Here is a 25982-nt window from a genome sequence, read left to right as displayed (position 1 = left end):
TGCCTTACAGGGGCAATCGCGGCTGGCCTTCAGCCCGCGCTTTCCTTGCGTATGAGCCACTGGTTGCCCACGCGCTGCAATTCCAGCGTCTTGCGGCTCTTCTCGCGCAGCTTGTCGGCGCTGTAGGTCTGTTGAAAGCTTGCGCTGGCCGCCTGCCCCTGGACGCTGATGACCAGGCTGTCGATGCTCACGCTGATGGTCGTCTTGTCGGTAATGCGCGCGCGGCGGTCCGCCTCCCAGGCCTTGCGGTCCTGGCCTCGGGGCGGCGTGAAGTCGGGTGCATAGGCGGCCAGGTAGCGCACCACGTCCCGGGCTGACCAGGCCGCGGCCCAGGCGCGCACGGCGGCTTCGACTTCGCGGATGCTGGAGGCGGGATCGGCCGGCGCTGCTGCCGATACGGGGGCTGGTGCCGCGGCGGGCGTTGCGGGCGGGGCGCTGAAGGCAGCCGGAGCCAGCAAGGCACCGCCCAGCAGGCAGCTCAGGAATCGATTCATGGCGCAGTCCCCTCCTTGTCGGTTGTCGGCCCTTGGCCCGTCGCCCGATTCTGGCAGTGAACATCCGCCGATTCACCGGGCCGATCAGGCCCCGGAGCCCGGGCCGCTACTTGAACCCGAGCACGTGCGGCAGCCACGTGCTCAGCGCGGGCACGAAGGTCAGGATGACCAGCACCGCCCCATGGGCCCAAAGGAACGGCACCAGCTCCTTCACCAGCGCCGACATCGGCACCTTCGACACGTTGCAGGTCACGAACAGCAGCCCGCCCACCGGCGGCGTGATCATGCCCAGCGTGAGGTTGAAGATCACGATCATCGCGAAGTGCACCGGGTCCACACCCAGCTTGATGGCCACCGGCGCGAGGATCGGCGCCAGCACCATCACGCCCGGCAGCGGCTCGATGAAGATGCCGAACAGCAGCAGGAACACGTTGACGATGATCAGGAACATCCACGGCGAGAGGTTCATGCTGATGAGCCATTCGGCCATCTGCTGCGGAATGCCCTCGATGGTCAGCACCCACGCGAACGAGGCCGACAGCCCGATGATGATCAGCACCGAAGCCGACAGCAGGGCAGAGCGCGAGAGGATGTCGGGCAGCATCTTCCACTCGAGCGTGCGGTAGACGAACTTGCCGCACACCAGCGCATAGAACACCGCCACTACCGAGGCCTCGGTCGGCGTGAACCAGCCGGCGCGCATGCCGCCCAGGATCACCACCGGCAGCAGGATCGCAGGAATCGCCTTCCAGGTCGTGACCAGGATCTCGCGCAGCGGAGGCGTTTGCCCATCGCCCTTGTAGTTGCGCTTTTTCGAGACGTAGAAGTTCACGACGCACATCGCCACCGCGATCAGGATGCCCGGCATGATGCCGGCCGCGAACAGCGTGCCGACCGATACGCTCTCGTCCTGCAGCGCGTAGATGATCATGATGATCGAGGGCGGGATGATCGGCCCCACGATGGCGGTCGAGGCCGTGAGCGCCGCCGCGTACGAGCGGTCGTAGCCGGCCTTGTCCATCATCTTGATGAGCATCGACCCCGGCCCCGCCGCGTCGGCCAGCGCCGAGCCCGAGATGCCCGAAAAGAAGGTCAGCGACACCACGTTGGTGTAGCCCAGCCCGCCGCGTCGGTGGCCCACGAACTGGCCTGCGAAGCGCAGCAGCACCTCGGTGAGCGAGCCGCCGCTCATGAGTTCGGCCGCAAGAATGAAGAAGGGCACCGCCATCAGCGGAAAGCTGTCGATGCCGGTGAAGGTTTCCTTCAGCAGCACCATCAGCGGGTAGTTCTCCGCAAGGATCAGCGTGGTAACGGTGGAAAGGCCCAGCGCAAAGGCCACCGGCACGCCGATGGCCAGGAAAATGCAGGCGGAAACGATCAGAACAATGCTGGCATCCATGGTCGTTCTCCTTACAGCGACGCCGAGGCGTTGGCGTCGAAGTGCGCGTCGGACGCGAACTCCCTGCGCAGCACGTAGCCACGCACCACCAGCAGCCAGTGCACGATCAACAAGATGCCGCCGAACAGCATCGCGCTGTAGATGTAGGCGAATGGAATCTGAGTCACGGCAGTGAGCTGGAACATCGTGCGTTCCATGTACAGCCAGCCGTACCAGACCATGAAGCCGAAGAATGCGAAGAGCAGCCCGGCGACGACGATGCGCACCGCGACGGCCGCGCTGCGGGGCAAGGCGTCCTGCAGGTTCTCGACCGCGATGTGCCCGCCGTAGCGCAGCACCGGCCCGGCGCCCAGGAAGGTGAGCCAGATCATCATGTGGCGCGACACCTCCTCGGCCCATTCGAGCGACTGGCTCGTGGTGTAGCGCAGCACGACGTTGGTGAAGATGATGACCGACATGGCGGCCAGCAGAAGAATCAGCGCCCAGCGGTTGGCGGCGAGAAAGTAGCGCTCGAAGGCTTGCACTTTGTGTTGTTCTCTGTTCTGTCTGAAAAACGAAGCGCCCGGCGCACGCATGCGTGCCGGGCGCGTTGCCGGAGGGTCGGCCGTTGCGGCTCAGGGCTTACTTGACGTCCGTGATCTTCTTGATGTTGTCCGCGCCGAATTCCTTGGCGTAGCTCACGTAGGCGGGCTTCAGCGCCTCGCGGAAGGCGGCGCCGTCGACGGTGCGCGTGACCTTCATGCCGTCTTTCTCGAGCTGGGCAATGCCGTTGTTCTCGTCGTCGTTGACCTTCTTGCGCTGGGCAATGGCGGCCTTCTTCGCGGCCTCGGTGAACACCTTCTTGTCGGCGTCAGACAGCTTGTTCCACACCTTCGGCGACAGCAGAAGCAGCGCCGGCGAGTACACGTGGCCCGTGAGCGAGAGGTGCTTTTGCACCTGCGAGAACTTCGACGACAGGATCACCGGAATCGGGTTCTCCTGCCCGTCGACCGTGCCTTGCTGCAGCGCGCCGAACAGTTCAGGGAAAGCCATGGGCGTGGGCAGGATGCCGAAGGTGCGGTAGCCGTCCATGTGCACCTTGTTTTCCATGGTGCGCATCTTCAGGCCGGCCGCGTCGCTGGGCTTGACGATGTCGCGCTTGCTGTTCGTCATGTGGCGAAAGCCGTTCTCCGTCCAGGCCAGCGCGATGATGCCCTTGCTCGGGAACTTGGTCAGGATGTCCTGCCCGATGGGGCCGTCCATGACTTTGCGCGCATGGTCGTAGTCGCGGAACAGGAACGGAATGTCGACGATCTTGACCTCGGGCACGAAGTTGCCCACCGGGCCGGTCGAGGTATTCACCAGGTCCTGCGTGCCGAGCTGGATGGCCTCGATCTGCTCGCGCTCGCCGCCGAGTGCCGAGTTGGCGAAGTGCTGGCACTTGTAGCGGCCTTGGGTGCCTTTCTCGATTTCTTCGCAGAACACCGTGGAGCCCACGCCGTAGTGCGACTCCTTGGAAGTCGCGTAGCCGATCTTCAGAACGGTCGGTTGCTGCGCGAAGGCGGAAGTGCCCAGGGCAAGCGAAAGGCAGGCGGCGGCGATGTGGCCGAGTTTCATGATGTCTCCGGGGGTTGGGGTCAGGTGCGCGTCAGGCGCACCGGACTATGCAACACCCGGGAGCTTTACCGCGTCGGGATTTTCACGGACGTACGCGCGAATGACGGCCTCGAAGTTTTCGTCGGGCGTGAGCCCCAGCGCCCTCGCGCGCACGGTATCGATGTGGCCCGGCCAGGTCTTCACGATGCGCTGGATCGTCGGGTCGGGTGTGCGGTCCAGCAGGGCGGTGGCGGCCTTGCCGGCCACGCGCTCCAGCGCCGCGGCCATTTCGCCGACCGTGGTGGCGAGAGAGGGCAGGTTGAGCGCGGTGCGCGGGCCCCACTGCGCATCGCTGGCCTCGGCGGCGCGGATGATGCCTTCGATGGTGCGCGCCGGTGACGCAATGGCGACAGGCGTTGCGTCGGGCACGGGGCAGGCGGCGGGCAACCCGGCCAGCGGCTCGCGGATCATGCCGCTGAAGAAGCCCGAGGCCGCGCCGTTGGGCTTGCCCGGGCGCACGCTCACTGTCATGAGCCGCACGCTGCGCCCGCGCACGAAGCCCTTGCGCGTGAAATCGGCCACCAGCTGTTCACCAATGAATTTCTGGATGCCGTAGCTGGTCTGCGGCGTGGGCAGCGTGTGGTCTTCGATCACCTTCGGCAGCGGCTGCTCGGGTGAATCGCCGAACACTGCGAGCGAACTGGCGAACACCAGCACGGGTTTCGTGCCGAGCGTGCGTACTTTTTCGAGCAAGGCATGCGTGGCCGCGAAGTTGCTGCGCATGCCGAGGTCGAAGTCGGCTTCGCATTCACCGCTCACCGCGGCGGCCAGGTGAAAGATGGCATCGGCTTCGCGCCAGACGGTGGCATCTGCGTCAGCGGCGAGCTGTGCGTTCAGGTCGCCCGTCACGGTGGTGATGCGCGCATCGGCCGCGAGGTCGGCGGGAGCGCCCGCGCGGTCGACCAGCGTGATGCGTTCGATGGGCTGGGCCGGTGCGCCGGCCAGCGAAAGCTTGCCTTGCTTCAACAGCGTGCGTGCGAGGCGCGCGCCCAGAAAACCGGCGCCGCCGGTGATGACGATCTGCATGGGTTTTGTCTCCTGTGAGCCGCAAGAATAAGCGAGGCTCACCAGAGCTTGGCGCAGGCGCCGCTCAACACCACGTCGGCGCTGGGGGCCGCGGGCGAGGCGCTGCGCTCGCGCGTCACGACGAGGCGCGAGACCTTCGACAGAAGTTTCTCGGAGGTGTCGGGCAGCGTCAGCGTGCCAGCGCCGCTTGCGGGCACCGCGCCGATGGCGAAGGGCGCTGCATCGGCGGGCAAGGCCCACAGCACGAGCCGTTCATCGCCCGAAACGGGCAGCGCTGTCGCACCCAGCACCTTCAGCGTGACCGTGCGGCCATGCCGCAGCGAGCTGACCAGCAATCGCCCCCGGCCCTCGGTGTCGGTGAGCACGCCCACATAGCTTTGCGGCAGCCGCTCGCCCGTACGCATCGCGAGCTGGTCGCTCGTGATGAAGGCGCCGGGCACGGCAAGGAACAGCGCGCTTGCGGCGATGACGCCCGCCACGAGCCCGCCGAAGCTGAAGCCTGCGGGCCGCAGCCAGCTGGTCCAGCGAGAAGGCCGTGCCTGTCGTGCTTGGGCGGGTTGGGTGCGTGCGGCGATCGCGCGCCAGAGATCGGCCGAAGGCTTGCGCTGCGGCACCGACAGGGCCAACTGCCCGAGCCGCTGCTCCCATTGCGCGACCACGTCGCGCACGTCCGCGCGATCGCGCATCAGCCGCTCGAAGCGCCGCCGTGCGCCGCCCTCGAGCGTGCCCAGTGCGTAGGCCGATGCCAGTGCATCGAGCAGGCGGGTGTCGGTGTATCTCATGGCGCCACCCCCTGCGCGCTCAGGCAGGCGCGCAGCTTGTCGAGCCCGCGCCGGATCCAGGCCTTGACCGTGCCGAGCGGCGCATTCATCTGCGCGGCCACCTCGGTGTGCGACAGGCCCTGGTAGTAGGCAAGCGCCAGGCTCTGGCGGAAGCTGCCGTCGAGCGCAGACATGCAGCCATCGATGCGAAGCGCATGCATGGCCTGGTCGAACAGCTGCGCTGCGCCGGGGGCCGGGTCGGCTGCCGTATCGGCCTCGGTTTCTGCCTCGCCGTCCGGACCCGTGGCCAGCGGTTGTTCGTGGGTTTTGCGCCGCTTGCGCGCGCGCAGCGCGTCCAGCGCCTTGTTGCGCACGATCGCGATCAGCCAGGTGATGGGCTGGATCTCTTGCCCGTCGGCGCTGGAGCGATAGCCGCCCGCGTTTTTCCAGATGCTCACATAGGCCTCTTGCAGCACGTCTTCGGCCGCCTGTTCATTGCCCAACATACGAACCGCGACGCCGAACAGATGCAGGTGCGTGCGTTCGTAGATCTGGGCAAAGCACGCGTGGTCGCCACGGGCCGCGCCGGCGATCAGGTCTTGCAGGCTCATCAGAATATTTCTATTCATGCGGGCGAGTATTGCATCCGTTCCTGCGTGCGTGTCGTTTCTGGAGAAGGGCCGGATGATCCGGTCCGCACTCGTTCGTTTATCTTTTCTTCCTGAACCGGGAAATGCCATGACATTGAAATCGACGCGAATTCTTCCCTCGTGCACCGCCCTGCTGGGCGCCGCCTTGCTTGCCGCTTGCGCATCACCAGCCACCGAGCTGCCGGCCGCCATCAAGGCATCCGATGGCGAACGCACCGCCTTCACCTGGCACGCAGTGGGCGTGCAGATCTACGAATGCAAGGCCGGCGACAAGGGCGCGCTGGCCTGGCAGTTCGTGGCGCCCGAGGCGGAGCTTTACGGCCCCGGCGGCGCCAAGGCCGGCACGCACGGCGCGGGGCCCAACTGGACCGCACTGGACGGCAGCAAGACGCTGGGCACGGTGAAGGCCCGCGCCAACGGTCAGCGCGAGGCCGACATTCCGTGGCTGCTGCTGTCCGCCAAGTCGGCCGGCGGTCCCGGAAAACTGGCCGATGTCACCGGCGTGCAGCGCATCAACACCCTCGGCGGCAATGCGCCGGCAAAGGGGTGCGAGGCGCAGGCCGATGCGGGCAAGCGCATCCGGCAGGACTACAGCGCGGACTACGTCTTCCTGGTCGCCAGGTAGCCGCATGAAGCGGGCCGGCCGGCTCGCCTCATGCTCTGCTCTTCTTGGCGCCACCGGCCTTGAAGTTCTCGACGGAAGCCTTCAGGTCCTTGTACTCGGGGCAGGCCATGTTGCAGGCCTGGCCCAGCGCGGCAAGGCGCTGCTCGGCCTTGGGCAGGTCACCCATCGAGATGTACAGCTCGCCCGAATATTCGAGCGCACCGACGTGCTTCGGATCGATCTTCAGCGCGGCGTCGTAGTACTTCTCCGAGGCGGCCCACTTGCCGGCGCCGGACTTGCGCAGGGTGTAGCCCATGAGGTTGTTCCAGTCGGCGTTGCCGGTGTCGTTGACGCGTTCGAGTTCGCTGATGGCTGCAGTCCACTTGCTGTCGGCGATCAGCGCGCGGGCGGCGGACAACTTGTTGGCAGGCGCGGCCTTGGCGGCCGGTGCGGGGGCGGGGGCTGGGTCAGCGGCGAGCGCGTGGCCGGCGGTGACGGTCAGAGCGGCGGCGATGGCGATGCGGTGGAGCAGGGTGTTCATGGCGAAAGATCCTCTTCGATAGGTTGAATGGGTTGGCGGATGGCGATGTGCATCGCCGTCCTGATTCCATTTACGCCACGGGTTTCCGAACGGACGCATCGCCGCGAAAAAAACGGACGAGAGGTTCCTGTCGTGCTCCTGCCTCGTAAAAGTTCGCGCTTAAAGTACCCGCTGGAGCGGAGGACCAACCATGAACAGCAGATTTGAAGTGCCAGATGTGGGGCCCGGTGCGCACCAAGCCAATCCTTACGCGCCGCCCGAGGCCCCAGTGGATCGGGCACCGCCACAGCGGCCTGCAGCAAGGAAGCCGATCGCGGCCTGGCTTCTGCAACTTCTTGCGGTGGTTGTCGGTGGGCTGTCGGCGCTCGGTATCTGGCGTCTCATGGCCTACCTGGTGCAGAACCCGCAGATTGAAGCGGGCGGCATGCTGTTGTTCTTCGACTTCGCATGGCGCTTGGGACTCGTCGCGAGCGCCGTTGGCGCACTGATCGGCACGCAACGGCGCACCGCCTATGGACGGTGGCTGGGCTTGCTGTTGCTCGCTGCGGCGGTCGTGTTGCTTGCATATCTGAAGCTCGGCCTGCCTTTCATGTCGACGCGCAACTCGTATTGGCGCCTCGCTCCTTCGAGCACAAGCGTGGACAACTCGGCGGAGGCAGCGGGCATCGTGCTGCTGTTCGGCCTCATGGCGTGGTGGGTGTACGCCTTCGGCTTCTCGGCCAAGGCCCGCAAGTTCTTCAGGGTCACGCCTCGCGTGGAGTCCACTGGTCCCCGCTAAAGGTCGGGGCCAGCAGTACTCATCGTGCGAAGGGCACCGGGTGCTCCCCGCAGCGAAATAAAGGAGGAGGCCGAAGGCCGGGGGACATTCGCGGAGGGGAGCACCCGGTGGCCTTCGCACGCCCCCCCGAACGCAAACAGCACCGAAGCGAAAAAGCCCTCCGAAGAGGGCTTTGCCACACAAGCGCAGAGCGCCTTACATCCCCACGTAGTTCGGCCCGCCACCGCCCTCAGGCGTAACCCACACGATGTTCTGCGTCGGATCCTTGATGTCGCAGGTCTTGCAGTGCACGCAGTTCTGCGCGTTGATCTGCAGGCGCTGCTTGCCGTCTTCCGTGCCGACGAACTCGTACACGCCGGCCGGGCAGTAGCGGCTCTCAGGGCCAGCGAACTTGGCGAGGTTGATGTTGACCGGCACCGTCGCGTCCTTCAGCGTCAGGTGGGCCGGCTGCTGCTCTTCATGGTTCGTGTTGCTGATGAACACGCTGGAGAGACGATCGAAGGTGAGCTTGCCGTCCGGCTTCGGATAGACGATGGGCTTGCACTCCGCCGCGGGCTTCAGGTACTGGTGGTCGGGCTTGTTGCGGTGCAGCGTCCACGGAATGTGGCCCTTGAGCAGCCATTGCTCGATGCCGTTCATGAAAGTTGCAATGCCCAGGCCCTTCTTGAACCAGGCCTTGAAGTTGCGCGCCTTGTTCAGCTCGGCGTGCAGCCAGCTCTTCTCGAAGGCGGCCGGGTAGGCCGTGAGCTCGTCGTGCTGGCGGCCGGCTGTGACCGCGTCGAAGGCGGCCTCGGCGCACAGCATGCCGGTCTTGATGGCGGCGTGGCTGCCCTTGATGCGGCTCACGTTGAGGTAGCCGGCCTCGCAGCCGACCAGTGCGCCGCCCGGGAACACCGTCTTGGGCAGCGACATCAGGCCGCCGGCCGTGATGGCGCGCGCGCCGTAGCCGATGCGCTTGGCCGGCTTGATGCCCTTGGCCTCGTCGCCTTCGAGGTACCAGCGGATGTTGGGGTGCAGCTTCCAGCGCTGCATTTCCTCGAACGGGCTCAGGTAGGGGTTGCTGTAGTCCAGGCCCGTGATGAAGCCCATGGTGACCTTGTTGTCCTCCATGTGATAGAGGAAGGCGCCGCCGTAGGTGTTGTTGTCCATCGGCCAGCCGGCGGTGTGCAGCACGAAGCCGGGCTGGTGGCGCTTGGGGTCGATTTCCCAGACTTCCTTCACGCCGAGGCCGTAGGTCTGCGGGTCTTTGCCCGCGTCGAGCTTGTACTTTGCAATCAGCTGGCGGCCCAGGTGGCCGCGCGCGCCTTCGGCGAACACGGTGTACTTGCCCAGCAGCTCCATGCCGAGCTGGAAGTTCTCGGTCGGTTCGCCGTCCTTGCCGACACCCATGTTGCCGGTGGCCACGCCGCGCACCGAACCGTCTTCGTTGTAGAGCACTTCAGCGGCCGGAAAGCCCGGGAAGATCTCGACGCCGAGGTTCTCGGCCTGCTGCGCCAGCCACTTGGTGAAGGCGCCCAGACTGATGATGTAGTTGCCGTGGTTCTGGAAGCAGGCCGGCAGGAAGAGGTTGGGAGTGCGCAGGCTCGACTTCTCGCCCAGGAACACCATCGCGTCGTCTGTCACCGGCTGGTTCAGCGGGGCGCCGAGTTCCTTCCAGTCGGGCAGCAGTTCGTTGAGCGCACGCGGGTCCATGATGGCGCCCGAGAGGATGTGCGCGCCGGGCTCCGAGCCCTTTTCGAGCACCACGACCGAGATCTCTTTTTCGTGCTGCGCGGCGAGTTGCTTGAGCCGGATCGCGGTCGAGAGGCCGGCCGGGCCGCCACCGACCACGACCACGTCGTATTCCATGGCTTCGCGAGGGCCGAACTGGGCGAGGATTTCGTCGTGGGTCATGTGGGTTGGGTCGATAATGATTTTTCGAGGCGCGGGGCTTCCCGGGTTGCGGGGCATTTTATGCGGCGTCCACGGGCGGTCCGTGTCACTCGTGGGCGGGGCGCTTGGGCGTCACCTGCGCGACTCCACAGGATTCAGTTCATGGCTTACAGCATCGATCTTTCCGGCCGCGTGGCCTTCGTCACCGGCGCCTCCAGCGGGCTCGGCGCCCAGTTCGCGAAAACCCTGGCTCGTGCGGGCGCCGCGGTGGTGCTGGCCAGCCGCCGCGTCGAGAAGCTCAAGGAGCTGCGCGCACGCATCGAAGGCGAGGGCGGCGACGCCCACGTGGTCGAGCTCGACGTGACCGACATCGGCAGCATCAAGGCGGCGGTCGCGCGCGCCGAGACCGAGGTGGGCGCCATCGACATCCTGGTCAACAACTCGGGCGTGAGCACCACACAGCGCCTGCAGGACGTGACTCCCGACGACTACGACTACATCTTCGACACCAACGTGAAGGGCTCCTTCTTCGTGGCGCAAGAGGTCGGCAAGCGCATGCTGGCGCGCGCCCAGGGCACGGCGCCTGGCACCTACATCGGTGGGCGCATCATCAACATTGCGTCGGCGGCGGCGCTCAAGGTCATGCCGCAGATCGGCACGTACTGCATGAGCAAGATCGCCGTGGTGCAGATGACCAAGGCCATGGCGCTCGAATGGGGTCGCTTCGGCATCAACGTGAACGCGCTGTGCCCGGGCTACATCACGACCGAGCTCAACGAGGAACACTGGAGCACCGAAGGCGGCGCCAAGCTGGTCAACATGCTGCCGCGCAAGCGCGTGGGCAAGCCCGAAGACCTGGACGGCCTGATCGTGCTGCTGGCCAGCGGCCAGAGCCACTTCGTGAACGGCGCCGTCATCGCGGCCGACGACGGGTTCTCGCTCTGAGTCCGCGGGCTTGGGTCGGCATTGCGGCCGGACTGGCCGCGGGTGCGCTCTGGGGCTTGACCTTCGTGGCACCGCGCATGGTGGGCCATTTCGGCATGGTGGACATCACGGCCTCGCGCTTCGCGGTGTTCGGAGCGGTCTCGGCGCTTGCCGTGTTTGCGCGGCCTGCCGCCGTGCGCTGGCCGAACGGGCGGCAGGCGCTCGCGGCTCTGGGGCTCAGCGTGCTGGGCTTTACCGGCTACTACCTGCTGCTGGCCTTCGGCATCGAGGCGGCGGGCACCGAGGTACCCAGCCTCATCATCGGCACGATCCCTGTCTGGATGATGCTGCTGGGCCGGCCCGTCGGCCTGCGGATGCGCGCGCTGCTGCCGGGGCTGCTGCTCACGGGCGCGGGCATCGCGCTGATGATCTACGGCGCATGGTCCGCGCAGCACGGCGCAGGCAGTGGCGGTGCCCGCTTCGGCTGGGGCATCGCGCTGGCGCTGGCCGCAATGGCAAGCTGGACGGTGTACGGCCTGCTCAACGCCGCCTGGCTGCAACGCCACACCGAGCTCAACGCAACCGACTGGGCCAACTGGCTCGGCGTGGCGACCGGCCTGGGCGCCTTGCTGCTGTGGGGCGTTGCGGGTAGCGACGTGGCGACGCTGCAGGCGCAGCCCGACGGCATGCTGTTCGTGTGGATCGCGCTGGCGAGCGGCTTCGGTTCGTCGTGGCTGGCGACGATCCTCTGGAACGTCGCCAGCCAGCGTCTGTCCGCCAGCCTGTGTGGCCAGCTGATCGTCAGCGAGACGCTGTTCGCGCTGTTCTATTCCTTCGTCTGGGACGGCCGCTGGCCGCAGGCCGCCGAGTGGGCGGCGGCGCTGCTGTTCGTGCTGGGCATCCTCGCATCCATCAAGGCGCACCGATGAGAATCGAAATCCCCGAAAAGAAAAAGCTCGTGTATGAAACGTCGATCCCGATCCGATGGGGCGACATGGATGCAATGGGCCATCTGAACAACGGCACCTACTTTCGCTACCTCGAAACCGCGCGCATCGACTGGATGCACTCCATCGGCTTCGAGCCCGAGCCTGGCGGCGAGGGCATGGTGATCGTCAACGCCTTCTGCAATTTCTACCGCCAGATCGAATACCCGGGCAACGTGCTGCTCAAGATGTACGTGAGCGACCCCGGCCGCACCACCTTCGAGAGCTGGGGCACCATGGCCCGCGAGGAAGAGCCCGACGTGATCTGCGCGGCTGGCGGCGCGACCACCATCTGGGTCGACTTTCCGAAGCAGAAGGCGCTGGCGCTGCCCGATTGGCTGCGCGCGCTGGTGAGCGAGTGAACGGCGGTCCGATGAAGCGGAAGCTCCTGGCGTTAACGCTCCTGGCATTGCTTGTCACCGGCAGCCACGCCCAGATAGGCCTACCCGGCAAGAACGAATGCGCAGCCAATGCGCCGTACGTGAGCGCCGAGGCGCTGAAGAAGGCTGGGCTTGAACTCCCCGCATTCAAGCGCTATTGCTACCCCGACAAGTCGGGCAGCTACGTCTTGCTGCTCGGCGAAAAGCAGGACGAGCCATACGACGGGGAACTGCTGTCCTCGGCCATCCAGGCCTCGCTCTACAAGGTGGGCGGCGACAACACTTTGACCCGTGAATGGTCGATCCGCGACTTCGCCAACAAGGACGAGGCCGGCGTCAACTTTCGCTCGAAGCTCATCGAACTCGCGGACATCGACGGCGACGGGCTGGTCGACCCGATCCTCGTGTATCGCTTCTTCAACCCCGTTGACGCCGATCACATCGACAACGACGACTACGTGGGGCGCATCAAGATCGTCGCTTTCCATCTGGGCCGCAAGGCGACGATCCACGCCATCACCGGTCATCTGGACGGCGATCGCAAGACCACCGCCAATGACAACTACTTTGCGTTGCCCAAGCCGGTGCAGCGGCATCTCGTGAAGAAGATGAAGGCGATGTACGACGCCGGGCAGTTCGGCTTCGACAACTCCTATGGCTTTGTGCCGAAGAAGGAAGCTGCCCGGCGCTGAAGAGGCTCAGGCCGGTCGCAGCACGATGCGCGCCTCGAAGCCGTGCGCCGCGCTCACGGGCGGTGACGAGAGTTCGAGCTTCGCGCCGTGCTTCTCGACGATGGTGCCCACGATCGAGATGCCCAGGCCATAGCCCGCGCGGTCGGAGCTGTGGCGCACGTGGCGCTCGCGCAGGGTTTCGAGCTGCGCGGGGGTAACGCCGTGGCCGGTGTCGCGCACGGCCAGGGTGCAAGGCGACATCACCTCGATGACGACGCGGCCGCCGCCGTAGCGCAGCGCGTTCTCCACCAGGTTGCGCAGGGCAATTGCGAGAGCATCGACGTCGCCGAGGGCCAGTGGCACGACGCTGTCGGGCACCTTGAGCATGAGCCGCTCGGCATTCTGCGGGTCTTGCCAGAACTCCTGCGCCACGGTGCCGGCAAGCTGTACCAGGTCGACCTGCGTGCGCGCGAGCGAGGCGCCCGATTCCGCGCGCGACAGCTGCAGCAGCTTTTCGGCGCGATGGCTGAGGGTGCGTAGCGCATCGAGCGCGGCCTGCACGTCGTTGCGCTGCAGGTCGTGCTCCAGAGCGGTCTGCAGCCGCAGGCGGGCGGCGGCGAGCGGCGTGCGCAGCTCGTGCGCGGCATTGGCCGCCAGGGCGCGCTCCACGTCGAGCGAGTGAGACAGCCGCTCCAGCAGCCTGTTGACGTGATCGCCGACGGTGCGCAGCTCCTTGGGCAACCCGCCGGGCAGGGCGATCGGGCTAAGGTCGGCGCCGCTGCGCTTCTCGATCTCGCCGGCCAGATCCTGCAGCACCCGCAGCTCGGTGCGCGCCACGTTGCGCAACACCAGCGCGAGCAGCGGCAGCACTGCGCCGAGCGGAATGATCAGGCCGAAGAGCGTGCGGTTGAGGGCGTGGCGGCGTTCGTCGAGCGGGTCCGCCACCTGGAAGAACAGGCCCAGCGTCGGGTGTCGCACGGTGTAGATGCGCCAAGTCGGGTTGTTCGCGAAGCCGGCGGCCAGCGGCACGTCGAAGGTGTCCGCGGGCGCCTCGGCGGAGCGCAGCATCACATGCTCGTGCAGATCGACGATCTGGTAGATCACCGCATCTTCCGAGAACAGCTGCTTGGGCGCGATCAGCGGTTCGCGCGGCGGCTCCTGGCCCGGGTGCTGCAGCTTTTCCAGTTCCTGCACCGCCATTGCGAACATGCGGTGCGAGACCTCGACCAGTTCGTTGTCGAAGTTGTGGTTGATCTCGCGGTCCACATACCAGACCACGGCGAACACGCACAGCAGCCACACGCCGCCGACCCAGACGATCAGCGTGCGGGTCAGCCGGCCGGCGAGCGAGTCGCGGCCGGCCGCGAAGCTGGAGGCACTCATTCGTCGTCGTCCGCGGAGAACGACAGCCGGTAGCCGAGGCCGCGCAGTGTCTGGATGTGGCTGCGTCCGAGCTTGCGCCGCAGGCGGCTGATGAAGACCTCTAGCGTGTTGCTGTCGGCCTCGTCGCCGAAGCCGTACAGCGCATCGGCGAGGTTCTCGCGCGTGTGGATGCGCTCGGGCCGCGTGGCCATGACGCGCAGCAGCGCCCATTCCTTCTGCGTCAGCGTGATCGGCGAGCCGTCCTTGCGCACCATGTCGTGCGCCAGGTCGATCTCGAGCGTGCCGAGGTGCAGCACCGGCGAGCTGCTGGAGCTGCGGCGCCGCTCGACCGCGCGCAGGCGCGCAAGCAGTTCGGCAGGGTCGTAGGGCTTGATGAGGTAGTCGTCGGCGCCGGCGTCCAGGCCGCGGATGCGGTCTGTTACCTGGTCGCGGGCCGTCAGCACGATGACGATGGGGCGCTCGGGCAGGGCGCGGATCTGCGGCAGCAGCGAGAGGCCGTCTCCGTCGCCCAGGTGCAGGTCGAGCAGCACGGCTGCGTACTGCACCGAGAGCAGGGCGCCGCGCGCGTCGGCCAGGCTGGGCGCCACGTCGACCACGAAAGCCTTGGCCAACAGATAGCTGCAGACGGCATCTGCCAATGCACTGTCATCTTCGACCAGCAATATGCGCACGCATGTCTTTCCAAGAAAAATTGCAGTCTAGCGTCACCGAGTTGCACCGGGCCTTTCAGTCAGGTTCGGTTCATCTTGCTTCAGGCTCGGTTCATTCCGCAAACGTAGGCTCGCGACTGTTTTTCAGTCCTGCCTTCGTCCATGACTCGCTTTCCCAATTTTCGTCTGGGGGTTCTGACCCTTATCGCACTGGTTGCACTGATGGCGTGGGACGCGACGGGCGGGGATCTGATGCTGGCGCGCATGGCGGGTTCCCATATGGGTTTTCCCCTGCGCGAAAACCCTTTCATGGTTCATGTCATGCATGAAGGCGCCCGCAATCTGAGCTGGGTGCTCGTGATCACGCTGTTCGCCGCGATCCGCTGGCCCTTCGGCCTGCTGCGCCGCCTGAGCACCGGTAGCCGCGTGCAGTTGGCCCTGACCGTGCTGCTCTCGGTGATTGCGGTCAGCCTGCTCAAGCATGCCAGCCACACCAGCTGCCCCTGGGACCTGCAAGAGTTCGGCGGTATGGCGCGCTACGTGTCGCACTGGTCGTGGGGCGTCGACGACGGCGGGCCCGGCGGGTGCTTCCCGGCCGGCCACGCGTCGGCTGCTTTCGCCTACGTAGGCGGGTATTTCGTGCTGCGCCGGGTGTCGTCCCGCGCTGCAGCAATCTGGTTGGGGGTTGCGTTGGTTGCAGGGCTCGTGCTGGGTGTGTCGCAGCAGCTGCGCGGCGCCCATTACATGAGCCACACGCTCTGGACGGCCTGGGTCTGCTGGGTTGTGGGCTTCGCCATCGAGGTGGCGGTAACGCGCTTCGGCTCGCGCGCAGTGAGGCCGGCGGTGCCCGCACATGCAGGATCTTGATTTCGCGCTGTTCAGGCTGATCAACGCGGGCATGTCGGTGCCGGCGTGGAGCCTGGGCTTCGCCGAGTTTTCCTCCGACCTGCTGCCGGCTCTGTTGACGCTCGGCATCGGGGTCTGCGCATTGTTCAGCCGGCGCTGGCGCTATGCGCTGTTCACGGTGCTGATGAGCGTGCTGGCCGTGTGGCTGATCGTGAACATGATCCGTGCGGTGGCGCCGATTCCCCGGCCTGCGTTCTATGGCCTGGGCATCCAGTGGGTGCCGCAGGGCGTGCGGCCCGGTTTCCCGAGCCTGCATGCGGCCGGCACCTTTGCCGCGGCCTTTGCGCTCTGGTGCCTGCCTTCTCGCTGGCCCATGCTGGCGGCGCTGCTGGTGGCCGCCGTGGTGGCGTGGAGCCGGGTGTACCTGGGCCTGCATTTCCCCTCCGACATCGTGGCGGCGGCGATGCTGGGTGCGCTGGTGTCGATCGTGGTGGAACGCGGCGTGAGCCGGCCGCTGAGCCTGGCCGTTTCCAGCGGTGCTTTCGTGACGCGGCAGCGGGCGAGGATGAGGATGCTGAGGATGCGCAGGGCCAGCCTGAACACTGACTGAATAGTCAGTTCAGGCTCCCTTCAGGCGGGTTCGTTACATTCGCCGCATGTCTGTTTCGCGAATCGCTCCCGCCCCATTGCAGCGGGTGGGTACTTCTGACTCCAAAACGCCACACTCGCCTGCCTCCGGCAGCCCGTGGGTGCGCTTCAATCTCTGGCTGGAGCGGCCGCGTTCGGCCGCCGTGGTCGTCCTGTGGCTCAGCCTCTACCTCGTCCTGACCACCAACTGGCCGCTGTGGAACGAGTTGGCCCGCATCGGTGGTGCGCCGAGCACCTACATGTCGACCATCGTGGTCATGAGCCTGCTCACGCTGTGCGGCTCGGCGGCCATGCTGTCGCTCACAGCCTGGTCACGCTGGATGAAGCCGCTGTGGCTCGCCGTGGTCGTGCTGGCCGCGGTGGTGCAGCACTACATGCTCGAGTACCGCGTGGTGATGGACCCGACCATGATCGCCAACGCGCTGCAGACCGACCCGAACGAGGCGCGCGACCTGCTGAGCTGGCGCATGGCCTTCAACGTGGGCGTGGTGGTGCTGCCTGCGGCCTGGTTGCTGTGGCGGGTGCGCGTCGCGCCGATGGGCATCCTGTCGAAGCTATGGCGCAACGTGGCGCTGCTGCTGCTGTCGGTGGTCGTGGCGCTCGGCGCGGCGGTGTCCATGAACCGCGAGCTGGCGCCGCTGATGCGCAACAACGTTCATCTGCGCTACATGATGAACCCCATCGCAACCCTCTATTCCACGGGTTCGCTGCTCATCAAGCCGCTGTTCAAGCGTAGCGGCAAGCTGATTCCGATCACCGCCGGCACGGCGCTGGGGGCGAGCTATGCGGCCCAGACCAAGCCGCCGCTGTTCGTGGTGGTGGTGGGCGAGACGGCCCGCGCCGACCACTTCGCCCTCAACGGCTATGCGCGCGACACCACGCCCGAGCTGGCCAAGCGCGGCGTGCTGAGCTACCGCGACGTGCATTCCTGCGGCACCAATACGCTGGCCTCGGTACCGTGCATGTTCTCGCCGCTGGGCAAGCAGGGCTACGAATCGCGCAAGGACGACTACGAGAACCTGGTCGACGTGCTGCAGGCCGCCGGGCTGGCCGTGTTCTGGCTCGACAACCAGGCTGGCTGCAAGGACGTCTGCACCCGCATTCCGAACGCCTCGGCCTTCGACGGCCTCGATGCCGCCACGAAGAAGGCTCTGTGCGACGGCGACGAATGCCTCGACGACGTGATGCTCAAGGGCCTGGACGAGCGCATCGCCGCATTGCCGGCCGAGCGCCGCGCCAAGGGCATCGTGCTGGTGATGCACCAGATGGGCAGCCACGGCCCGGCCTACTACAAGCGCTCGGCGGCCGATGTGAAGCGCTTCCTGCCCGAGTGCAAGACCAATGCGCTGGCCGAGTGCGGCCACGCCGAGTTGATGAACGTGTACGACAACTCGATCGTGCAGACCGACCGCTTCCTCGGCCAGACCATCGACTGGCTCAAGGCGCAATCGAAGCAGTACGACCCGGCCATGCTGTACGTGAGCGACCACGGCGAGTCGCTCGGCGAGTACGGCCTGTTCCTGCACGGTGTGCCCTACAGCTTCGCGCCTGAGGCGCAGAAGCACGTGCCCATGGTCACGTGGTTCAGCGAAGGCATGAGCGAGCGGCGCAAGCTCTCGCGCTCGTGCATGGAGGCGGGGCTCGATGCGCCGCTCACGCACGATAACCTGTATCACACGGTGCTTGGCGTGATGGACGTGACCACGCCCACCTACAAGCCGGCACTGGACGCCCTCGCATCCTGCCGCGCGAAGGCCTGAGCGGGCCCGGCTACTTCTTCTCGCGGGGCAACCGCCCCATGAGGAAGAACTCGTTGTTCGGCTGCATGCCGCTGAAGCTGGCCAGGCGGTTGCTCAGGCCGAAGAAGGCGGTGATGGCCGCGATGTCCCAGATGTCCTCGTCGTCGAAGCCGTGGGCGTGCAGCGGCGGAAAGTCGCTGTCGTCGATCTCGTGCGAGCGGTCGCAGACCTTCATCGCAAAATCGAGCATCGCGCGCTGGCGCGGCGTGATGTCGGCCTTGCGGTAGTTCACCGCCACCTGGTCGGCCACCAGCGGCTTCTTCTCGTAGATGCGCAGCAGCGCGCCGTGCGCCACCACGCAGTACAGGCACTGGTTGGCCGCGCTGGTGGTAGTGACGATCATCTCGCGGTCGCCCTTGGTGAGCGAGCCTTCTTCCTTGAGCATGAGCGCGTCGTGATACGCGAAGAACGCGCGCCACTCGGCGGGGCGGCGCGCGAGGCCGAGGAACACGTTCGGCACGAAGCCGGCTTTTTCCTGCACGGCGAGGATCGCGGTGCGGATGTCCTCGGGCAGGTCTTTCAGTTCGGCAAGGGGGTAGCGGGCCGTTGTCATGTTGTCTCCTGGTGTTCGATGCCAGGATCATAGGCAACCGCCCGCGGTGCGCCGCGTTTACTTCAGCGCCTTGCCCTGTGCTGCACCCAGCGGCGTGTGCAGCTGCGAGGGTACCCAGGAGCCCGTGTTGTCGTCGCGCCCCTGCAGCAGGTAGCGCGTGTCGGCCTTGCCGTAGTTCTGCACTGCCATGGCCGAGAACTTGCCGATGTCGGTCTTCGGGTCGCGCAGGCGATTGACGATCAGCACCTTCTTCGTGTCTGCAAAGTCGGCCATCATGTTCTGGTCGCCTTCGCTGTCGCCGGCCACGAAGCTCGGGCCGTAGCCGTACTTGCTGACCAGGAAGCGCTGGATGTTCTTCGTCTTGCCCGGGCCCTGCGTCTGGTCGTAGCCGCGGCGGAACTCGGGCTGGATCACGCCGCTGGCATCGCGCTCCAGCTCCATCGCGAGCACGCGCTCGGGCGGATTGTTGTAGCCGAAGGCGGGGTTCGACGAGATCTCCTTGATCACATCGACGAACGATGCCGAGCACACCCACACGTCGAAGCCCGCGTTGCGGAAGGCGGCGTACAGCTCCTGCATTTCGGGCTGCAGGCGCAGGCCGTTCTTCCAGCTCACCGAGACCACGCCCGCGCGGCCCGGCAGCGCGGTGGGCGAAGTCCACTTGACCTTGGCGACCGGCTCCTTCAGCTGCCATGCCACCGTGTCGGCCGTGAGCTTGCGCACCTGCGCCTCGGTCATGCCGGCAAAGAGGTACGTGACCCACGGGTAGGCCGTGTCGTGGTCGAAGGTGTCGCCGATGGCTTCGTACAGGTAGCGCACCTTGGTGGTGAATGCGCCGTAGTGCGGGCTCAGTGCCACCACGGCCAGCGACTGGTCGCCTTTCAGGCCCCTGTAGTTCTGGTAGAGCCAGGTGTAGCTCGCGACGATGTCGGGCACCACGCGGTCGATGTTCACCGGTTGGCCGGCCGCGTTGTTGTACGCGGGCAGGAAGTCTTTCTTCGGGATGTTCTTGCGCAGCGCCACTTCGAGCTGCGCGGGCGTGGCACCGAAGACGAGGTTCTCGAGCTGGTAGATGAGCGAAGCCTCTTCGATGTCGAGGAAGACGCTGGTGTTGTCCCAGTCGAACACCACGTACGGCCGCTTCGCGGCGTTGTAACCCGGGCTGCCCTTGCCGAGGCTGGCGATCAGGCTCTCGATCTGCGCACGATTGAAGGCGTCCCAGTGGCCGGGCGAAAGGGCCGGCCCCGCGGAGGACGACAGGCTGGCACAGCCGGCCGCAGCCATCGCAGCGGCAATTGGCGAGAGAAGAAGGAGGCGACGTTGCATTGCTTTTTTCCTGTTTGAGTGCATGCGTTGGACAAAAAAAGACGATGACGAGCGTACGAAGCGCTCGTGACAGTTCTGGCGTTGCCGCTTGTGGGTTGTGCTCAGCGCGCGAGCGATGGCGCCTGGCGCTGTTCAAGCACCGCGAGATCGCTCTCGTCCTTGAGCCCGATGCCGGTCAGCCCCCTGCGCAGGGACTCTCGCATCAGCCATGCCAGCTTGAACGCGGCCACTTCGTAGGGCAGGCCTTCGGGGCGCACGTTCGAGATGCAGTTGCGCTCGGCGTCGTGCCGGCCGCGCTTTGGCGAATGGGTCAGGTAGATGCCGAGGCTGTCGGGCGAGCTGAGGCCCGGGCGCTCGCCGATCAGCATGACCGAGAGCGCCGCGCCGAACAGTTCGCCCACTTCGTCGGCCAGCGCCACGCGCGCCTGCGTGGCGATGACCACGGGGGCAAAGCTTGTGTCGGGCGGCAGGTGCGATCGCAATGCCGCGAGCAGCGGCACCGTATGACGCGCCGCCGCGAGCGAGGAGAGCCCGTCGCCGACCACCACGCAGACATCGCAGCCATAGCGCCGGTCGCCGAGCAGGCGCGTGGCGGCGTCTTCATCGAGCTGGCGCCCGAGGTCGGGCCTGCGCAGGTATTCGGTACGGTCCGCGGCGCGGCTGCGTGCGCGTGCGACCTCCCAGCGCTGCGCGGTCAAGGCGGCTTCAAGCGCATCGACGTCGAGCGCGGCGTGGATCGCGTCGCGGGCCATCGCATGCGCCCATCCGAAGCGCAGTGTCTCGTCGGTCGGCATGCCGGCGCCGGCGCGGCCCAGTGCCAGCCGCGCGGGCGTGGCCGAGCGCCATTGCGCCCATGGGTTGGGGGTGACCGGTGAATCGCTCATGACGCGAGTGCGGACAGCCCGCTCATGTCGGCCAGCAGCCGGTTGGAAGAGGGCGGTGCCAGCTGGCCGGCCGCATTGGTGATCTGCATGCGCTGCAGCCACGCTTCGAACTCCGGCGCACGCTTCAGGCCCAGTGTTTCGCGCAGGAACAGTGCGTCGTGGAAGGAGGTGCTCTGGTAGTTGAGCATCACGTCGTCCGCGCCCGGGATGCCCATGATGAAGTTGATGCCCGCCGTGCCCAGCAGCACGAGAAGCGTGTCCATGTCGTCCTGGTCGGCCTCGGCGTGATTGGTGTAGCAGATGTCGCAGCCGATGGGCAGGCCCAGCAGCTTGCCGCAGAAGTGGTCCTCGAGCCCGGCGCGGATGATCTGCTTGCCGTCGTACAGATACTCCGGCCCGATGAAGCCGACGACAGTGTTGATGAGAAAGGGCTTGTAGCGCTGCGCCAGCGCATAAGCGCGCGCCTCGCAGGTCTGCTGGTCGACGCCGAAGTTGGCGTTGGCCGAGAGCGCGCTGCCCTGGCCGGTCTCGAAGTACATGACGTTGTCACCGATGGTGCCGCGCTTGAGCGACAGCGCCGCCGCGTAGGCCTCGTCGAGCAGCTCCGGCGTTACGCCAAACGAGAGGTTCGCCTTCTCGGTGCCCGCGATCGACTGGAACACCAGGTCCACCGGTGCGCCGGCTTCGGCCAGCTTGAGCGTGTTGGTCACGTGCGTGAGCACGCAGCTCTGCGTGGGAATCTCGAAGCGCTGGATCACCTCGTCGAGCATGCGCAGCAACTGGCCAAGCACCGGCATGCTGTCCGAGGCCGGGTTGAGGCCGATCACCGCATCGCCCGCGCCGTAGAGCAGGCCGTCGAGCGTGGAGGCCGCCACGCCGCGCAGGTCGTCGGTCGGGTGGTTGGGCTGCAGGCGCACGGCCAGATGGCCGGGCAGGCCGATGGTGTCGCGAAAGCGCGTGACCACGCTGCACTTCTTCGCGACAGACACCAGGTCCTGGTTGCGCATGATCTTGGACACGGCCGCCACCATCTCGGGCGTGAGGCCCGGCGCAAGCGCGGTGAGCGTGGCGGTGGTGGCAGCCTCGGACAGCAGCCAGTTGCGGAAGTCGCCGACCGTGAGGTGCGACACCGGCGCGAAGGCTTGCGCGTCGTGGCTGTCGATGATGAGGCGCGTGATGTTGTCGCTCTCGTACGGAATCAGCGCTTCGGTGAGGAACTGCTTGAGCGGCGTGTCGGCCAGCACGTGGCGCGCGGCCATGCGCTGCTGCGCGGTGGCCGCGCCGATGCCCGCGAGGTAGTCGCCCGAGCGCGCGGGGCTTGCGAAGGCCATGACCTGCCGCAGGTCTTCGAAGGCGAAGACCTGGTCGGCGATGGTGGTGCGATACAGCATCTTTCTTCAGGTGTCAGGCGGAGGTCGTCGAAGAAGACAGCATCTCGTCGGGCGCGGCCGCTTTGCGCTGCGCCGATGTCAGCAGGAAGTAGCCGTACGCCGCGGCCATCAGCACGATGAACAGCAGCGTGAGCATGCCGTTGAACCACACCATCGCACCCAGGCACACCACGCCGAGCCCGAGCGCGATGGCCGGGAACACCGGGTAGAAGGGCGCGCGGTAGGTGCGCAGCAGGTTCGGCTCGGTGCGGCGCAGCTTGAACAGCGCGGCCATCGAGATCAGGTACATCACGATGGCGCCGAGCACCGCCATGGTCACGATGTTGGCAGTGAGCGTCTGGCCGCCGAACTGCACCCATTCATCGCTGAAGATGGCAATGACGCCGATCACGCCGCCGGCCAGCAGTGCGCGGTGCGGCGTGTCGAAGCGCGGGCTCAGGCCGGCGAAGTAGCGCGGCAGGTAACCGGCGCGCGCCAGCGCGAAGATCTGGCGCGAGTAGCCCATGATGATTCCGTGGAACGAAGCGATCAGCCCGAAGAGGCCGATCCACACCAGCATGTGCAGCCAGCCACTGTTGTCGCCCACCACCGCCTTCATGGCCTGTGGCAGCGGGTCGTTGATGTTGGCGAGCTTGCGCCAGTCGCCCACGCCGCCCGCGAAGATCATCACGCCGAAGGCCAGCACCACCAGCGTGACGATGCCCGTGGTGTAGGCGATGGGAATGGTGCGGTGCGGGTCGCGCGCCTCTTCGGCGGCCATGGCCGCGCCCTCGATGGCGAGGAAGAACCAGATCGCGAACGGTATGGAGGCGAAGATGCCCGAGATGGCCGCGCCGTTCAGCACGCTGCCGCCGGCCCAGCCGTTGGCCACGAAGTTGGCCATGGTCCAGCCCGGCGTGACCACGCCCATGAACACCAGCAGCTCGACGATGGCCAGCACCGTCACGAACAACTCGAAGGCCGCCGCTATGCCCACGCCGACCCAGTTGAGCGCGATGAAGATCACGTACGCGCCCAGGGCGAACCACTTCGGGTTGATGCCCGGGAACTGCACGTTGAGGTACGCGCCGATGGCCAGCGCGATGGCCGGCGGCGCGAAGACGAATTCGATCAGCGTCGCAAAGCCCGCGACAAAACCGCCGTTGGGTCCGAAGGCGCGCCGCGCATAAGCAAAAGGACCACCCGCATGCGGAATGGCTGTGGAGAGCTCGGTGAAGCTGAAGATGAAGGTGGTGTACATCGTGGCCACCAGCACCGTGGCAACCAGGAAGCCGAGCGTGCCGGCCGTGTTCCAGCCGTAGCTCCAACCAAAGTACTCACCCGAGATGACGAGGCCCACCGCAATGCCCCAGAGTTGCACGGGGCCGAGCACTTTCTTGAGATGGCCGGTGCCTGTGTGGGCCGGCGCTGCTGCGCCAGTGCTGGCTTCGGTGGAGTTCATGCGGCTTCCTCTCTGCGTGAATGTTGACAGTGCACATTCAGCAAAGCAAGGGCCGTTCCAACGAGGCCGGCATGGGCCGATATGGGCCGCTGGCCATAATCGGGGCCTCTCAACCTTCGAGGTGTTTTGTGAAGTCTCTTTTCTGTGCCGCTCTCGTGTCCGTCTTTGCAATGCCCGCCGCGTTCGCGCAATCTGCGCCCGTGACCACGCCAAGCGGCCTGATCTACCAGTCGATCAAGGAAGGCACCGGCGCTTCGCCTGCGGCCACCGACGTGGTCAAGGTTCACTACCGCGGCACCTTCCCCGACACGGGCAAGGAATTCGACAGCTCCTACAAGCGCGGCGAACCCACCGAGTTCCCGCTCAACGGCGTGATCCCGTGCTGGACCGAAGGCGTGCAGAAGATGAAGCCCGGCGGCAAGGCCAAGCTGACCTGCCCACCGTCGATTGCCTACGGTTCGCGCGGCGCCGGCGGCGTGATTCCGCCGAACGCCACGCTGAATTTCGAAGTGGAGCTGGTGTCCGTCACCAAGCGCTGATCGTCAGATCTGCGCCATGCCGCCGTCGACGAACAACTCGACGCCGTTGACGAAGCTGCTGTCGTCGGAGGCCAGGAACACCACGGCCTTGGCGATTTCGTCAGGCGTGCCGACCCGGCCCAGCGGGATGTTCTGGGTTTGTCCCTCGACGAAGCCCTGCACCTGCTCCGCCGTGAGGCCCAGCAGGTCGTAGGCGGGGGTCGGCACCACGCCCGGGCTCACGGCGTTCACGCGGATGCCGGCGTCCTTCAGGTCCACCGTCCAGCTGCGCGCAAAGCTGCGCACCGCCGCCTTGGTCGCGCTGTAGACGCTGAAGGCCGGGTTGCCCTTGATGCTGGTGATCGATGCGTTGAGCACGATCGATGCCCCCTTGGGCATCAGCGGCAGCGCCTTCTGCACCGTGAAGAGCAGGCCGCGCACATTGGTGCCGAAGATCTTGTCGAAGTGTTCCTCGGTGATCTGCCCCAGCGGCAGCAGGCTGCCGCCGCCCGCGTTGGCGAACAGCACGTCGAGGCGGCCTTTCTCCTGCTTGATGGTGGCGTAGAGCCGGTCGAGGTCTTCGAGCTTCGACACGTCGCCGAGCACGCCGGTCACGTTGCGCCCGATGGCCTTCACGGCCGCGTCGAGTTCGGCCTTGCGGCGGCCGGTGATGAACACGTGCGCGCCTTCGGCCACGAAGCGTTGCGCGGTGGCCAGGCCGATGCCGCTGGTGCCGCCGGTGACGAGGGCGATCTTGTCGTCGAGCTTGAGGGTCATGGTTTCTTCCTTGGTGGTTGCTGCAATGCAGCGTTGTCGATGGAAGGAAGTTTGGGCGCGACCCCCACGCGGACCAAGACGGCGCGCGGGATTTGTTTATTTCCGGATCACTAATAATCCGGCGATGGACCAGATCACCGCCATGCGCGTGTTTGCCCGCGTGGTCGAGGCCGGCACCTTCACGCGCGCCGCCGACTCGCTGCAGATGCCCAAGCCCACCGTGACGAAGATGGTGCAGCAGCTCGAAACGCACCTGCGCGTGAAGCTGTTGCAGCGCACCACGCGGCGCGTGACGGTCACGCCCGAGGGCGCGGCCTACTACGAGCGCACCGCGCGCGTGCTGGCCGAACTGGAAGACATCGAGTCCGACCTCACCAACGCACAGGCCAATCCGCGCGGTCGGCTGAGGGTGGACGTCGGCTCCTCGCTGGCCAACATGATCCTGATTCCGCAACTGCCGACGTTCCATGCGCGCTATCCCGAGATCGAACTCGAGATCGGCGTGAGCGACCGGCCGGTGAACCTGATCGGCGATGCGGTCGACTGCGTGATCCGTGCGGGCGAGCTGACCGACCAGTCGCTCGTGGCGCGCCGCATCGCGACCTTGCCCTTCGTGACCTGCGCCACGCCGGCCTATCTGGAGCGCCACGGCGTGCCGAAGACGCCTGCGGACCTCGGTGACGGCACGCACCGCGTGGTGGGCTATTTCTCGTCGCTGAGCAACCGGCCGATTCCGCTGCGCTATGGGCGCGGCGAGGAGCGCATCGAGATCCACGGCCACACAGTGGTGGGCGTGAACGAGAGCACGGCGCACCTGAGCGCGATGCTCACCGGCATGGGCGTGGCGCAGACCTTCGATGTGATGGCCGCGCCCTACCTGGCCAGCGGCGCGCTGGTCGAGGTGCTGCAGGGCTGGGCGCCCGAGCCGTATCCCCTGCACGTGGTGTACCCGACCAACCGGCACCTGAGCGCCAAGCTGCGCGTGTTCGTGGACTGGGCGGTGGAACTCTTCGCGCCCTACAACAAGGCCGGCAAGCGCTGAAGC

At 66.4% G+C, this 25982-nt stretch carries 28 protein-coding genes; 11 read left to right on the top strand and 17 right to left on the bottom strand.

What is annotated here, in order from left to right; all coding sequences use genetic code 11:
* Positions 1 to 29: 29 nt before the first annotated feature.
* The 7 genes from ACTG4X_RS21645 to ACTG4X_RS21615 all read right to left on the bottom strand — a co-directional run bounded on the left by ACTG4X_RS21645 (position 30) and on the right by ACTG4X_RS21615 (position 6055).
* Positions 30 to 494, bottom strand: a complete 465-nt coding sequence (locus ACTG4X_RS21645; RefSeq protein WP_440531874.1) for a L,D-transpeptidase Cds6 family protein — start codon at positions 492 to 494, stop codon at positions 30 to 32.
* 106 nt (positions 495 to 600) lie between these two features.
* The gene (locus ACTG4X_RS21640) at positions 601 to 1893 is read right to left on the bottom strand and encodes a TRAP transporter large permease (RefSeq protein WP_093055563.1); all 1293 of its coding nucleotides are present in this window, start codon (positions 1891 to 1893) and stop codon (positions 601 to 603) included.
* A gap of 11 nt (positions 1894 to 1904) precedes the next feature.
* On the bottom strand, positions 1905 to 2417 hold the full coding sequence (locus tag ACTG4X_RS21635) for a TRAP transporter small permease (RefSeq protein ID WP_093055565.1): 513 nt from the start codon (positions 2415 to 2417) through the stop codon (positions 1905 to 1907).
* Positions 2418 to 2514: 97 nt separating this feature from the next.
* Positions 2515 to 3489 (bottom strand): TRAP transporter substrate-binding protein, encoded by a 975-nt coding sequence (locus ACTG4X_RS21630; protein WP_093055567.1) that lies wholly within the window; start codon positions 3487 to 3489, stop codon positions 2515 to 2517.
* 45 nt (positions 3490 to 3534) lie between these two features.
* Positions 3535 to 4554 carry a D-erythronate dehydrogenase gene (denD, locus tag ACTG4X_RS21625; RefSeq protein ID WP_440531873.1) on the bottom strand — a complete coding sequence of 340 codons (1020 nt, stop codon included), beginning with the start codon at positions 4552 to 4554 and terminating at the stop codon, positions 3535 to 3537.
* A gap of 38 nt (positions 4555 to 4592) precedes the next feature.
* Positions 4593 to 5336, bottom strand: a complete 744-nt coding sequence (locus ACTG4X_RS21620; protein WP_440531872.1) for an anti-sigma factor — start codon at positions 5334 to 5336, stop codon at positions 4593 to 4595.
* A complete protein-coding gene (locus ACTG4X_RS21615; protein ID WP_440531871.1) occupies positions 5333 to 6055 on the bottom strand; it encodes an RNA polymerase sigma factor in 723 nt (240 codons plus the stop codon). The genes ACTG4X_RS21620 and ACTG4X_RS21615 overlap by 4 nt, the downstream gene beginning before the upstream one ends.
* On the opposite strand from ACTG4X_RS21615, the gene ACTG4X_RS21610 reads away from it, so the two are divergent.
* A complete protein-coding gene (locus ACTG4X_RS21610) occupies positions 6054 to 6590 on the top strand; it encodes a DUF3455 domain-containing protein (protein WP_440531870.1) in 537 nt (178 codons plus the stop codon). The genes ACTG4X_RS21615 and ACTG4X_RS21610 overlap by 2 nt on opposite strands.
* Before the next feature lie 28 nt (positions 6591 to 6618).
* On the opposite strand, the gene ACTG4X_RS21605 is transcribed toward ACTG4X_RS21610, so the two are convergent.
* The gene (locus ACTG4X_RS21605) at positions 6619 to 7110 is read right to left on the bottom strand and encodes a tetratricopeptide repeat protein (RefSeq protein ID WP_440531869.1); all 492 of its coding nucleotides are present in this window, start codon (positions 7108 to 7110) and stop codon (positions 6619 to 6621) included.
* A gap of 190 nt (positions 7111 to 7300) precedes the next feature.
* Here ACTG4X_RS21605 and ACTG4X_RS21600 point away from each other — a divergent pair, with 190 nt between their 5' ends.
* Positions 7301 to 7888, top strand: a complete 588-nt coding sequence (locus ACTG4X_RS21600; RefSeq protein ID WP_143062536.1) for a hypothetical protein — start codon at positions 7301 to 7303, stop codon at positions 7886 to 7888.
* A gap of 195 nt (positions 7889 to 8083) precedes the next feature.
* Here ACTG4X_RS21600 and ACTG4X_RS21595 read toward each other — a convergent pair whose 3' ends face one another.
* Positions 8084 to 9781 carry an electron transfer flavoprotein-ubiquinone oxidoreductase gene (locus ACTG4X_RS21595; protein ID WP_093055579.1) on the bottom strand — a complete coding sequence of 566 codons (1698 nt, stop codon included), beginning with the start codon at positions 9779 to 9781 and terminating at the stop codon, positions 8084 to 8086.
* Positions 9782 to 9922: 141 nt separating this feature from the next.
* Between ACTG4X_RS21595 and ACTG4X_RS21590 the strand changes: the two genes are divergently transcribed.
* The 4 genes from ACTG4X_RS21590 (at position 9923) to ACTG4X_RS21575 (ending at position 12742) form a co-directional block, all read left to right on the top strand.
* On the top strand, positions 9923 to 10705 hold the full coding sequence (locus tag ACTG4X_RS21590) for an SDR family oxidoreductase (RefSeq protein WP_093055581.1): 783 nt from the start codon (positions 9923 to 9925) through the stop codon (positions 10703 to 10705).
* A gap of 77 nt (positions 10706 to 10782) precedes the next feature.
* Entirely contained in the window at positions 10783 to 11613 is an 831-nt protein-coding gene (locus ACTG4X_RS21585; protein ID WP_440534413.1) for a DMT family transporter, read from the top strand.
* A complete protein-coding gene (locus tag ACTG4X_RS21580; RefSeq protein WP_093073272.1) occupies positions 11610 to 12032 on the top strand; it encodes an acyl-CoA thioesterase in 423 nt (140 codons plus the stop codon). Before ACTG4X_RS21585 ends, ACTG4X_RS21580 begins: the two co-directional genes overlap by 4 nt.
* 11 nt (positions 12033 to 12043) lie before the next feature.
* Complete coding sequence (locus tag ACTG4X_RS21575; RefSeq protein WP_440531868.1) at positions 12044 to 12742, top strand: M949_RS01915 family surface polysaccharide biosynthesis protein; 699 nt, start codon at positions 12044 to 12046, stop codon at positions 12740 to 12742.
* 6 nt (positions 12743 to 12748) lie between these two features.
* Here the strand turns inward: ACTG4X_RS21575 and ACTG4X_RS21570 are convergent, their stop codons facing one another.
* Together ACTG4X_RS21570 and ACTG4X_RS21565 are read right to left on the bottom strand one after the other, a co-directional pair.
* Positions 12749 to 14104 (bottom strand): sensor histidine kinase, encoded by a 1356-nt coding sequence (locus tag ACTG4X_RS21570; RefSeq protein ID WP_440531867.1) that lies wholly within the window; start codon positions 14102 to 14104, stop codon positions 12749 to 12751.
* Positions 14101 to 14775 (bottom strand): response regulator transcription factor, encoded by a 675-nt coding sequence (locus ACTG4X_RS21565; RefSeq protein ID WP_093073278.1) that lies wholly within the window; start codon positions 14773 to 14775, stop codon positions 14101 to 14103. Before ACTG4X_RS21565 ends, ACTG4X_RS21570 begins: the two co-directional genes overlap by 4 nt.
* Positions 14776 to 14916: 141 nt before the next feature.
* Here ACTG4X_RS21565 and ACTG4X_RS21560 point away from each other — a divergent pair, with 141 nt between their 5' ends.
* The 3 genes from ACTG4X_RS21560 to ACTG4X_RS21550 are packed head-to-tail and all read left to right on the top strand — an operon-like array spanning position 14917 to position 18008.
* Positions 14917 to 15621, top strand: a complete 705-nt coding sequence (locus ACTG4X_RS21560; RefSeq protein ID WP_440531866.1) for a phosphatase PAP2 family protein — start codon at positions 14917 to 14919, stop codon at positions 15619 to 15621.
* Entirely contained in the window at positions 15608 to 16210 is a 603-nt protein-coding gene (locus ACTG4X_RS21555) for a phosphatase PAP2 family protein (protein WP_440531865.1), read from the top strand. Before ACTG4X_RS21560 ends, ACTG4X_RS21555 begins: the two co-directional genes overlap by 14 nt.
* Positions 16211 to 16256: 46 nt before the next feature.
* Positions 16257 to 18008: a phosphoethanolamine transferase gene (locus ACTG4X_RS21550; protein WP_093055595.1), complete on the top strand. Its 1752-nt coding sequence runs from the start codon at positions 16257 to 16259 to the stop codon at positions 18006 to 18008.
* A 10-nt stretch (positions 18009 to 18018) separates the two neighbouring features.
* Here the strand turns inward: ACTG4X_RS21550 and ACTG4X_RS21545 are convergent, their stop codons facing one another.
* From ACTG4X_RS21545 to eat, 5 genes are all read right to left on the bottom strand, one after another.
* On the bottom strand, positions 18019 to 18600 hold the full coding sequence (locus ACTG4X_RS21545; RefSeq protein WP_093055598.1) for a peroxidase-related enzyme: 582 nt from the start codon (positions 18598 to 18600) through the stop codon (positions 18019 to 18021).
* 57 nt (positions 18601 to 18657) lie between these two features.
* Positions 18658 to 19926 (bottom strand): haloacid dehalogenase-like hydrolase, encoded by a 1269-nt coding sequence (locus ACTG4X_RS21540; RefSeq protein ID WP_440531864.1) that lies wholly within the window; start codon positions 19924 to 19926, stop codon positions 18658 to 18660.
* Positions 19927 to 20027: 101 nt separating this feature from the next.
* The gene (gene eutC, locus ACTG4X_RS21535; protein WP_093055602.1) at positions 20028 to 20810 is read right to left on the bottom strand and encodes an ethanolamine ammonia-lyase subunit EutC; all 783 of its coding nucleotides are present in this window, start codon (positions 20808 to 20810) and stop codon (positions 20028 to 20030) included.
* Positions 20807 to 22201, bottom strand: a complete 1395-nt coding sequence (locus ACTG4X_RS21530; RefSeq protein WP_440531863.1) for an ethanolamine ammonia-lyase subunit EutB — start codon at positions 22199 to 22201, stop codon at positions 20807 to 20809. Before ACTG4X_RS21530 ends, eutC begins: the two co-directional genes overlap by 4 nt.
* Before the next feature lie 13 nt (positions 22202 to 22214).
* Positions 22215 to 23642, bottom strand: coding sequence for an ethanolamine permease (gene eat / locus ACTG4X_RS21525; RefSeq protein ID WP_093055605.1), 1428 nt, complete (start codon positions 23640 to 23642; stop codon positions 22215 to 22217).
* Positions 23643 to 23812: 170 nt separating this feature from the next.
* Here eat and ACTG4X_RS21520 point away from each other — a divergent pair, with 170 nt between their 5' ends.
* Positions 23813 to 24181 carry an FKBP-type peptidyl-prolyl cis-trans isomerase gene (locus ACTG4X_RS21520; protein ID WP_176928807.1) on the top strand — a complete coding sequence of 123 codons (369 nt, stop codon included), beginning with the start codon at positions 23813 to 23815 and terminating at the stop codon, positions 24179 to 24181.
* Between the two features lie 3 nt (positions 24182 to 24184).
* Here ACTG4X_RS21520 and ACTG4X_RS21515 read toward each other — a convergent pair whose 3' ends face one another.
* Positions 24185 to 24937, bottom strand: a complete 753-nt coding sequence (locus ACTG4X_RS21515) for a glucose 1-dehydrogenase (RefSeq protein ID WP_093073290.1) — start codon at positions 24935 to 24937, stop codon at positions 24185 to 24187.
* A 124-nt stretch (positions 24938 to 25061) separates the two neighbouring features.
* On the opposite strand from ACTG4X_RS21515, the gene ACTG4X_RS21510 reads away from it, so the two are divergent.
* Positions 25062 to 25979, top strand: coding sequence for a LysR family transcriptional regulator (locus ACTG4X_RS21510; protein WP_093055611.1), 918 nt, complete (start codon positions 25062 to 25064; stop codon positions 25977 to 25979).
* Positions 25980 to 25982 lie beyond the last annotated feature (3 nt).

The organism is Variovorax sp. YR566 (assembly GCF_051992195.1).
In the GTDB taxonomy this organism is placed as follows: Bacteria; Pseudomonadota; Gammaproteobacteria; order Burkholderiales; family Burkholderiaceae_C; genus Variovorax.
The sequence above is the reverse complement of the archived record's forward strand: the minus strand, read 5'-3'. Positions and strand labels throughout refer to the sequence as shown.

Coding starts and splice junctions, on each gene's coding strand:
- ACTG4X_RS21645 (WP_440531874.1), bottom strand. CDS start 494: ATGAATCGATTCCTGAGCTGCCTGCTGGGCGGTGCCTTGCTGGCTCCG.
- ACTG4X_RS21640 (WP_093055563.1), bottom strand. CDS start 1,893: ATGGATGCCAGCATTGTTCTGATCGTTTCCGCCTGCATTTTCCTGGCC.
- ACTG4X_RS21630 (WP_093055567.1), bottom strand. CDS start 3,489: ATGAAACTCGGCCACATCGCCGCCGCCTGCCTTTCGCTTGCCCTGGGC.
- denD (WP_440531873.1), bottom strand. CDS start 4,554: ATGCAGATCGTCATCACCGGCGGCGCCGGTTTTCTGGGCGCGCGCCTC.
- ACTG4X_RS21620 (WP_440531872.1), bottom strand. CDS start 5,336: ATGAGATACACCGACACCCGCCTGCTCGATGCACTGGCATCGGCCTAC.
- ACTG4X_RS21610 (WP_440531870.1), top strand. CDS start 6,054: ATGACATTGAAATCGACGCGAATTCTTCCCTCGTGCACCGCCCTGCTG.
- ACTG4X_RS21615 (WP_440531871.1), bottom strand. CDS start 6,055: ATGGCATTTCCCGGTTCAGGAAGAAAAGATAAACGAACGAGTGCGGAC.
- ACTG4X_RS21605 (WP_440531869.1), bottom strand. CDS start 7,110: ATGAACACCCTGCTCCACCGCATCGCCATCGCCGCCGCTCTGACCGTC.
- ACTG4X_RS21600 (WP_143062536.1), top strand. CDS start 7,301: ATGAACAGCAGATTTGAAGTGCCAGATGTGGGGCCCGGTGCGCACCAA.
- ACTG4X_RS21595 (WP_093055579.1), bottom strand. CDS start 9,781: ATGACCCACGACGAAATCCTCGCCCAGTTCGGCCCTCGCGAAGCCATG.
- ACTG4X_RS21590 (WP_093055581.1), top strand. CDS start 9,923: ATGGCTTACAGCATCGATCTTTCCGGCCGCGTGGCCTTCGTCACCGGC.
- ACTG4X_RS21585 (WP_440534413.1), top strand. CDS start 10,783: ATGGTGGGCCATTTCGGCATGGTGGACATCACGGCCTCGCGCTTCGCG.
- ACTG4X_RS21580 (WP_093073272.1), top strand. CDS start 11,610: ATGAGAATCGAAATCCCCGAAAAGAAAAAGCTCGTGTATGAAACGTCG.
- ACTG4X_RS21575 (WP_440531868.1), top strand. CDS start 12,044: ATGAAGCGGAAGCTCCTGGCGTTAACGCTCCTGGCATTGCTTGTCACC.
- ACTG4X_RS21570 (WP_440531867.1), bottom strand. CDS start 14,104: ATGAGTGCCTCCAGCTTCGCGGCCGGCCGCGACTCGCTCGCCGGCCGG.
- ACTG4X_RS21560 (WP_440531866.1), top strand. CDS start 14,917: ATGACTCGCTTTCCCAATTTTCGTCTGGGGGTTCTGACCCTTATCGCA.
- ACTG4X_RS21555 (WP_440531865.1), top strand. CDS start 15,608: ATGCAGGATCTTGATTTCGCGCTGTTCAGGCTGATCAACGCGGGCATG.
- ACTG4X_RS21550 (WP_093055595.1), top strand. CDS start 16,257: ATGTCTGTTTCGCGAATCGCTCCCGCCCCATTGCAGCGGGTGGGTACT.
- ACTG4X_RS21545 (WP_093055598.1), bottom strand. CDS start 18,600: ATGACAACGGCCCGCTACCCCCTTGCCGAACTGAAAGACCTGCCCGAG.
- ACTG4X_RS21540 (WP_440531864.1), bottom strand. CDS start 19,926: ATGCAACGTCGCCTCCTTCTTCTCTCGCCAATTGCCGCTGCGATGGCT.
- eutC (WP_093055602.1), bottom strand. CDS start 20,810: ATGAGCGATTCACCGGTCACCCCCAACCCATGGGCGCAATGGCGCTCG.
- ACTG4X_RS21530 (WP_440531863.1), bottom strand. CDS start 22,201: ATGCTGTATCGCACCACCATCGCCGACCAGGTCTTCGCCTTCGAAGAC.
- eat (WP_093055605.1), bottom strand. CDS start 23,642: ATGAACTCCACCGAAGCCAGCACTGGCGCAGCAGCGCCGGCCCACACA.
- ACTG4X_RS21520 (WP_176928807.1), top strand. CDS start 23,813: ATGCCCGCCGCGTTCGCGCAATCTGCGCCCGTGACCACGCCAAGCGGC.
- ACTG4X_RS21515 (WP_093073290.1), bottom strand. CDS start 24,937: ATGACCCTCAAGCTCGACGACAAGATCGCCCTCGTCACCGGCGGCACC.
- ACTG4X_RS21510 (WP_093055611.1), top strand. CDS start 25,062: ATGGACCAGATCACCGCCATGCGCGTGTTTGCCCGCGTGGTCGAGGCC.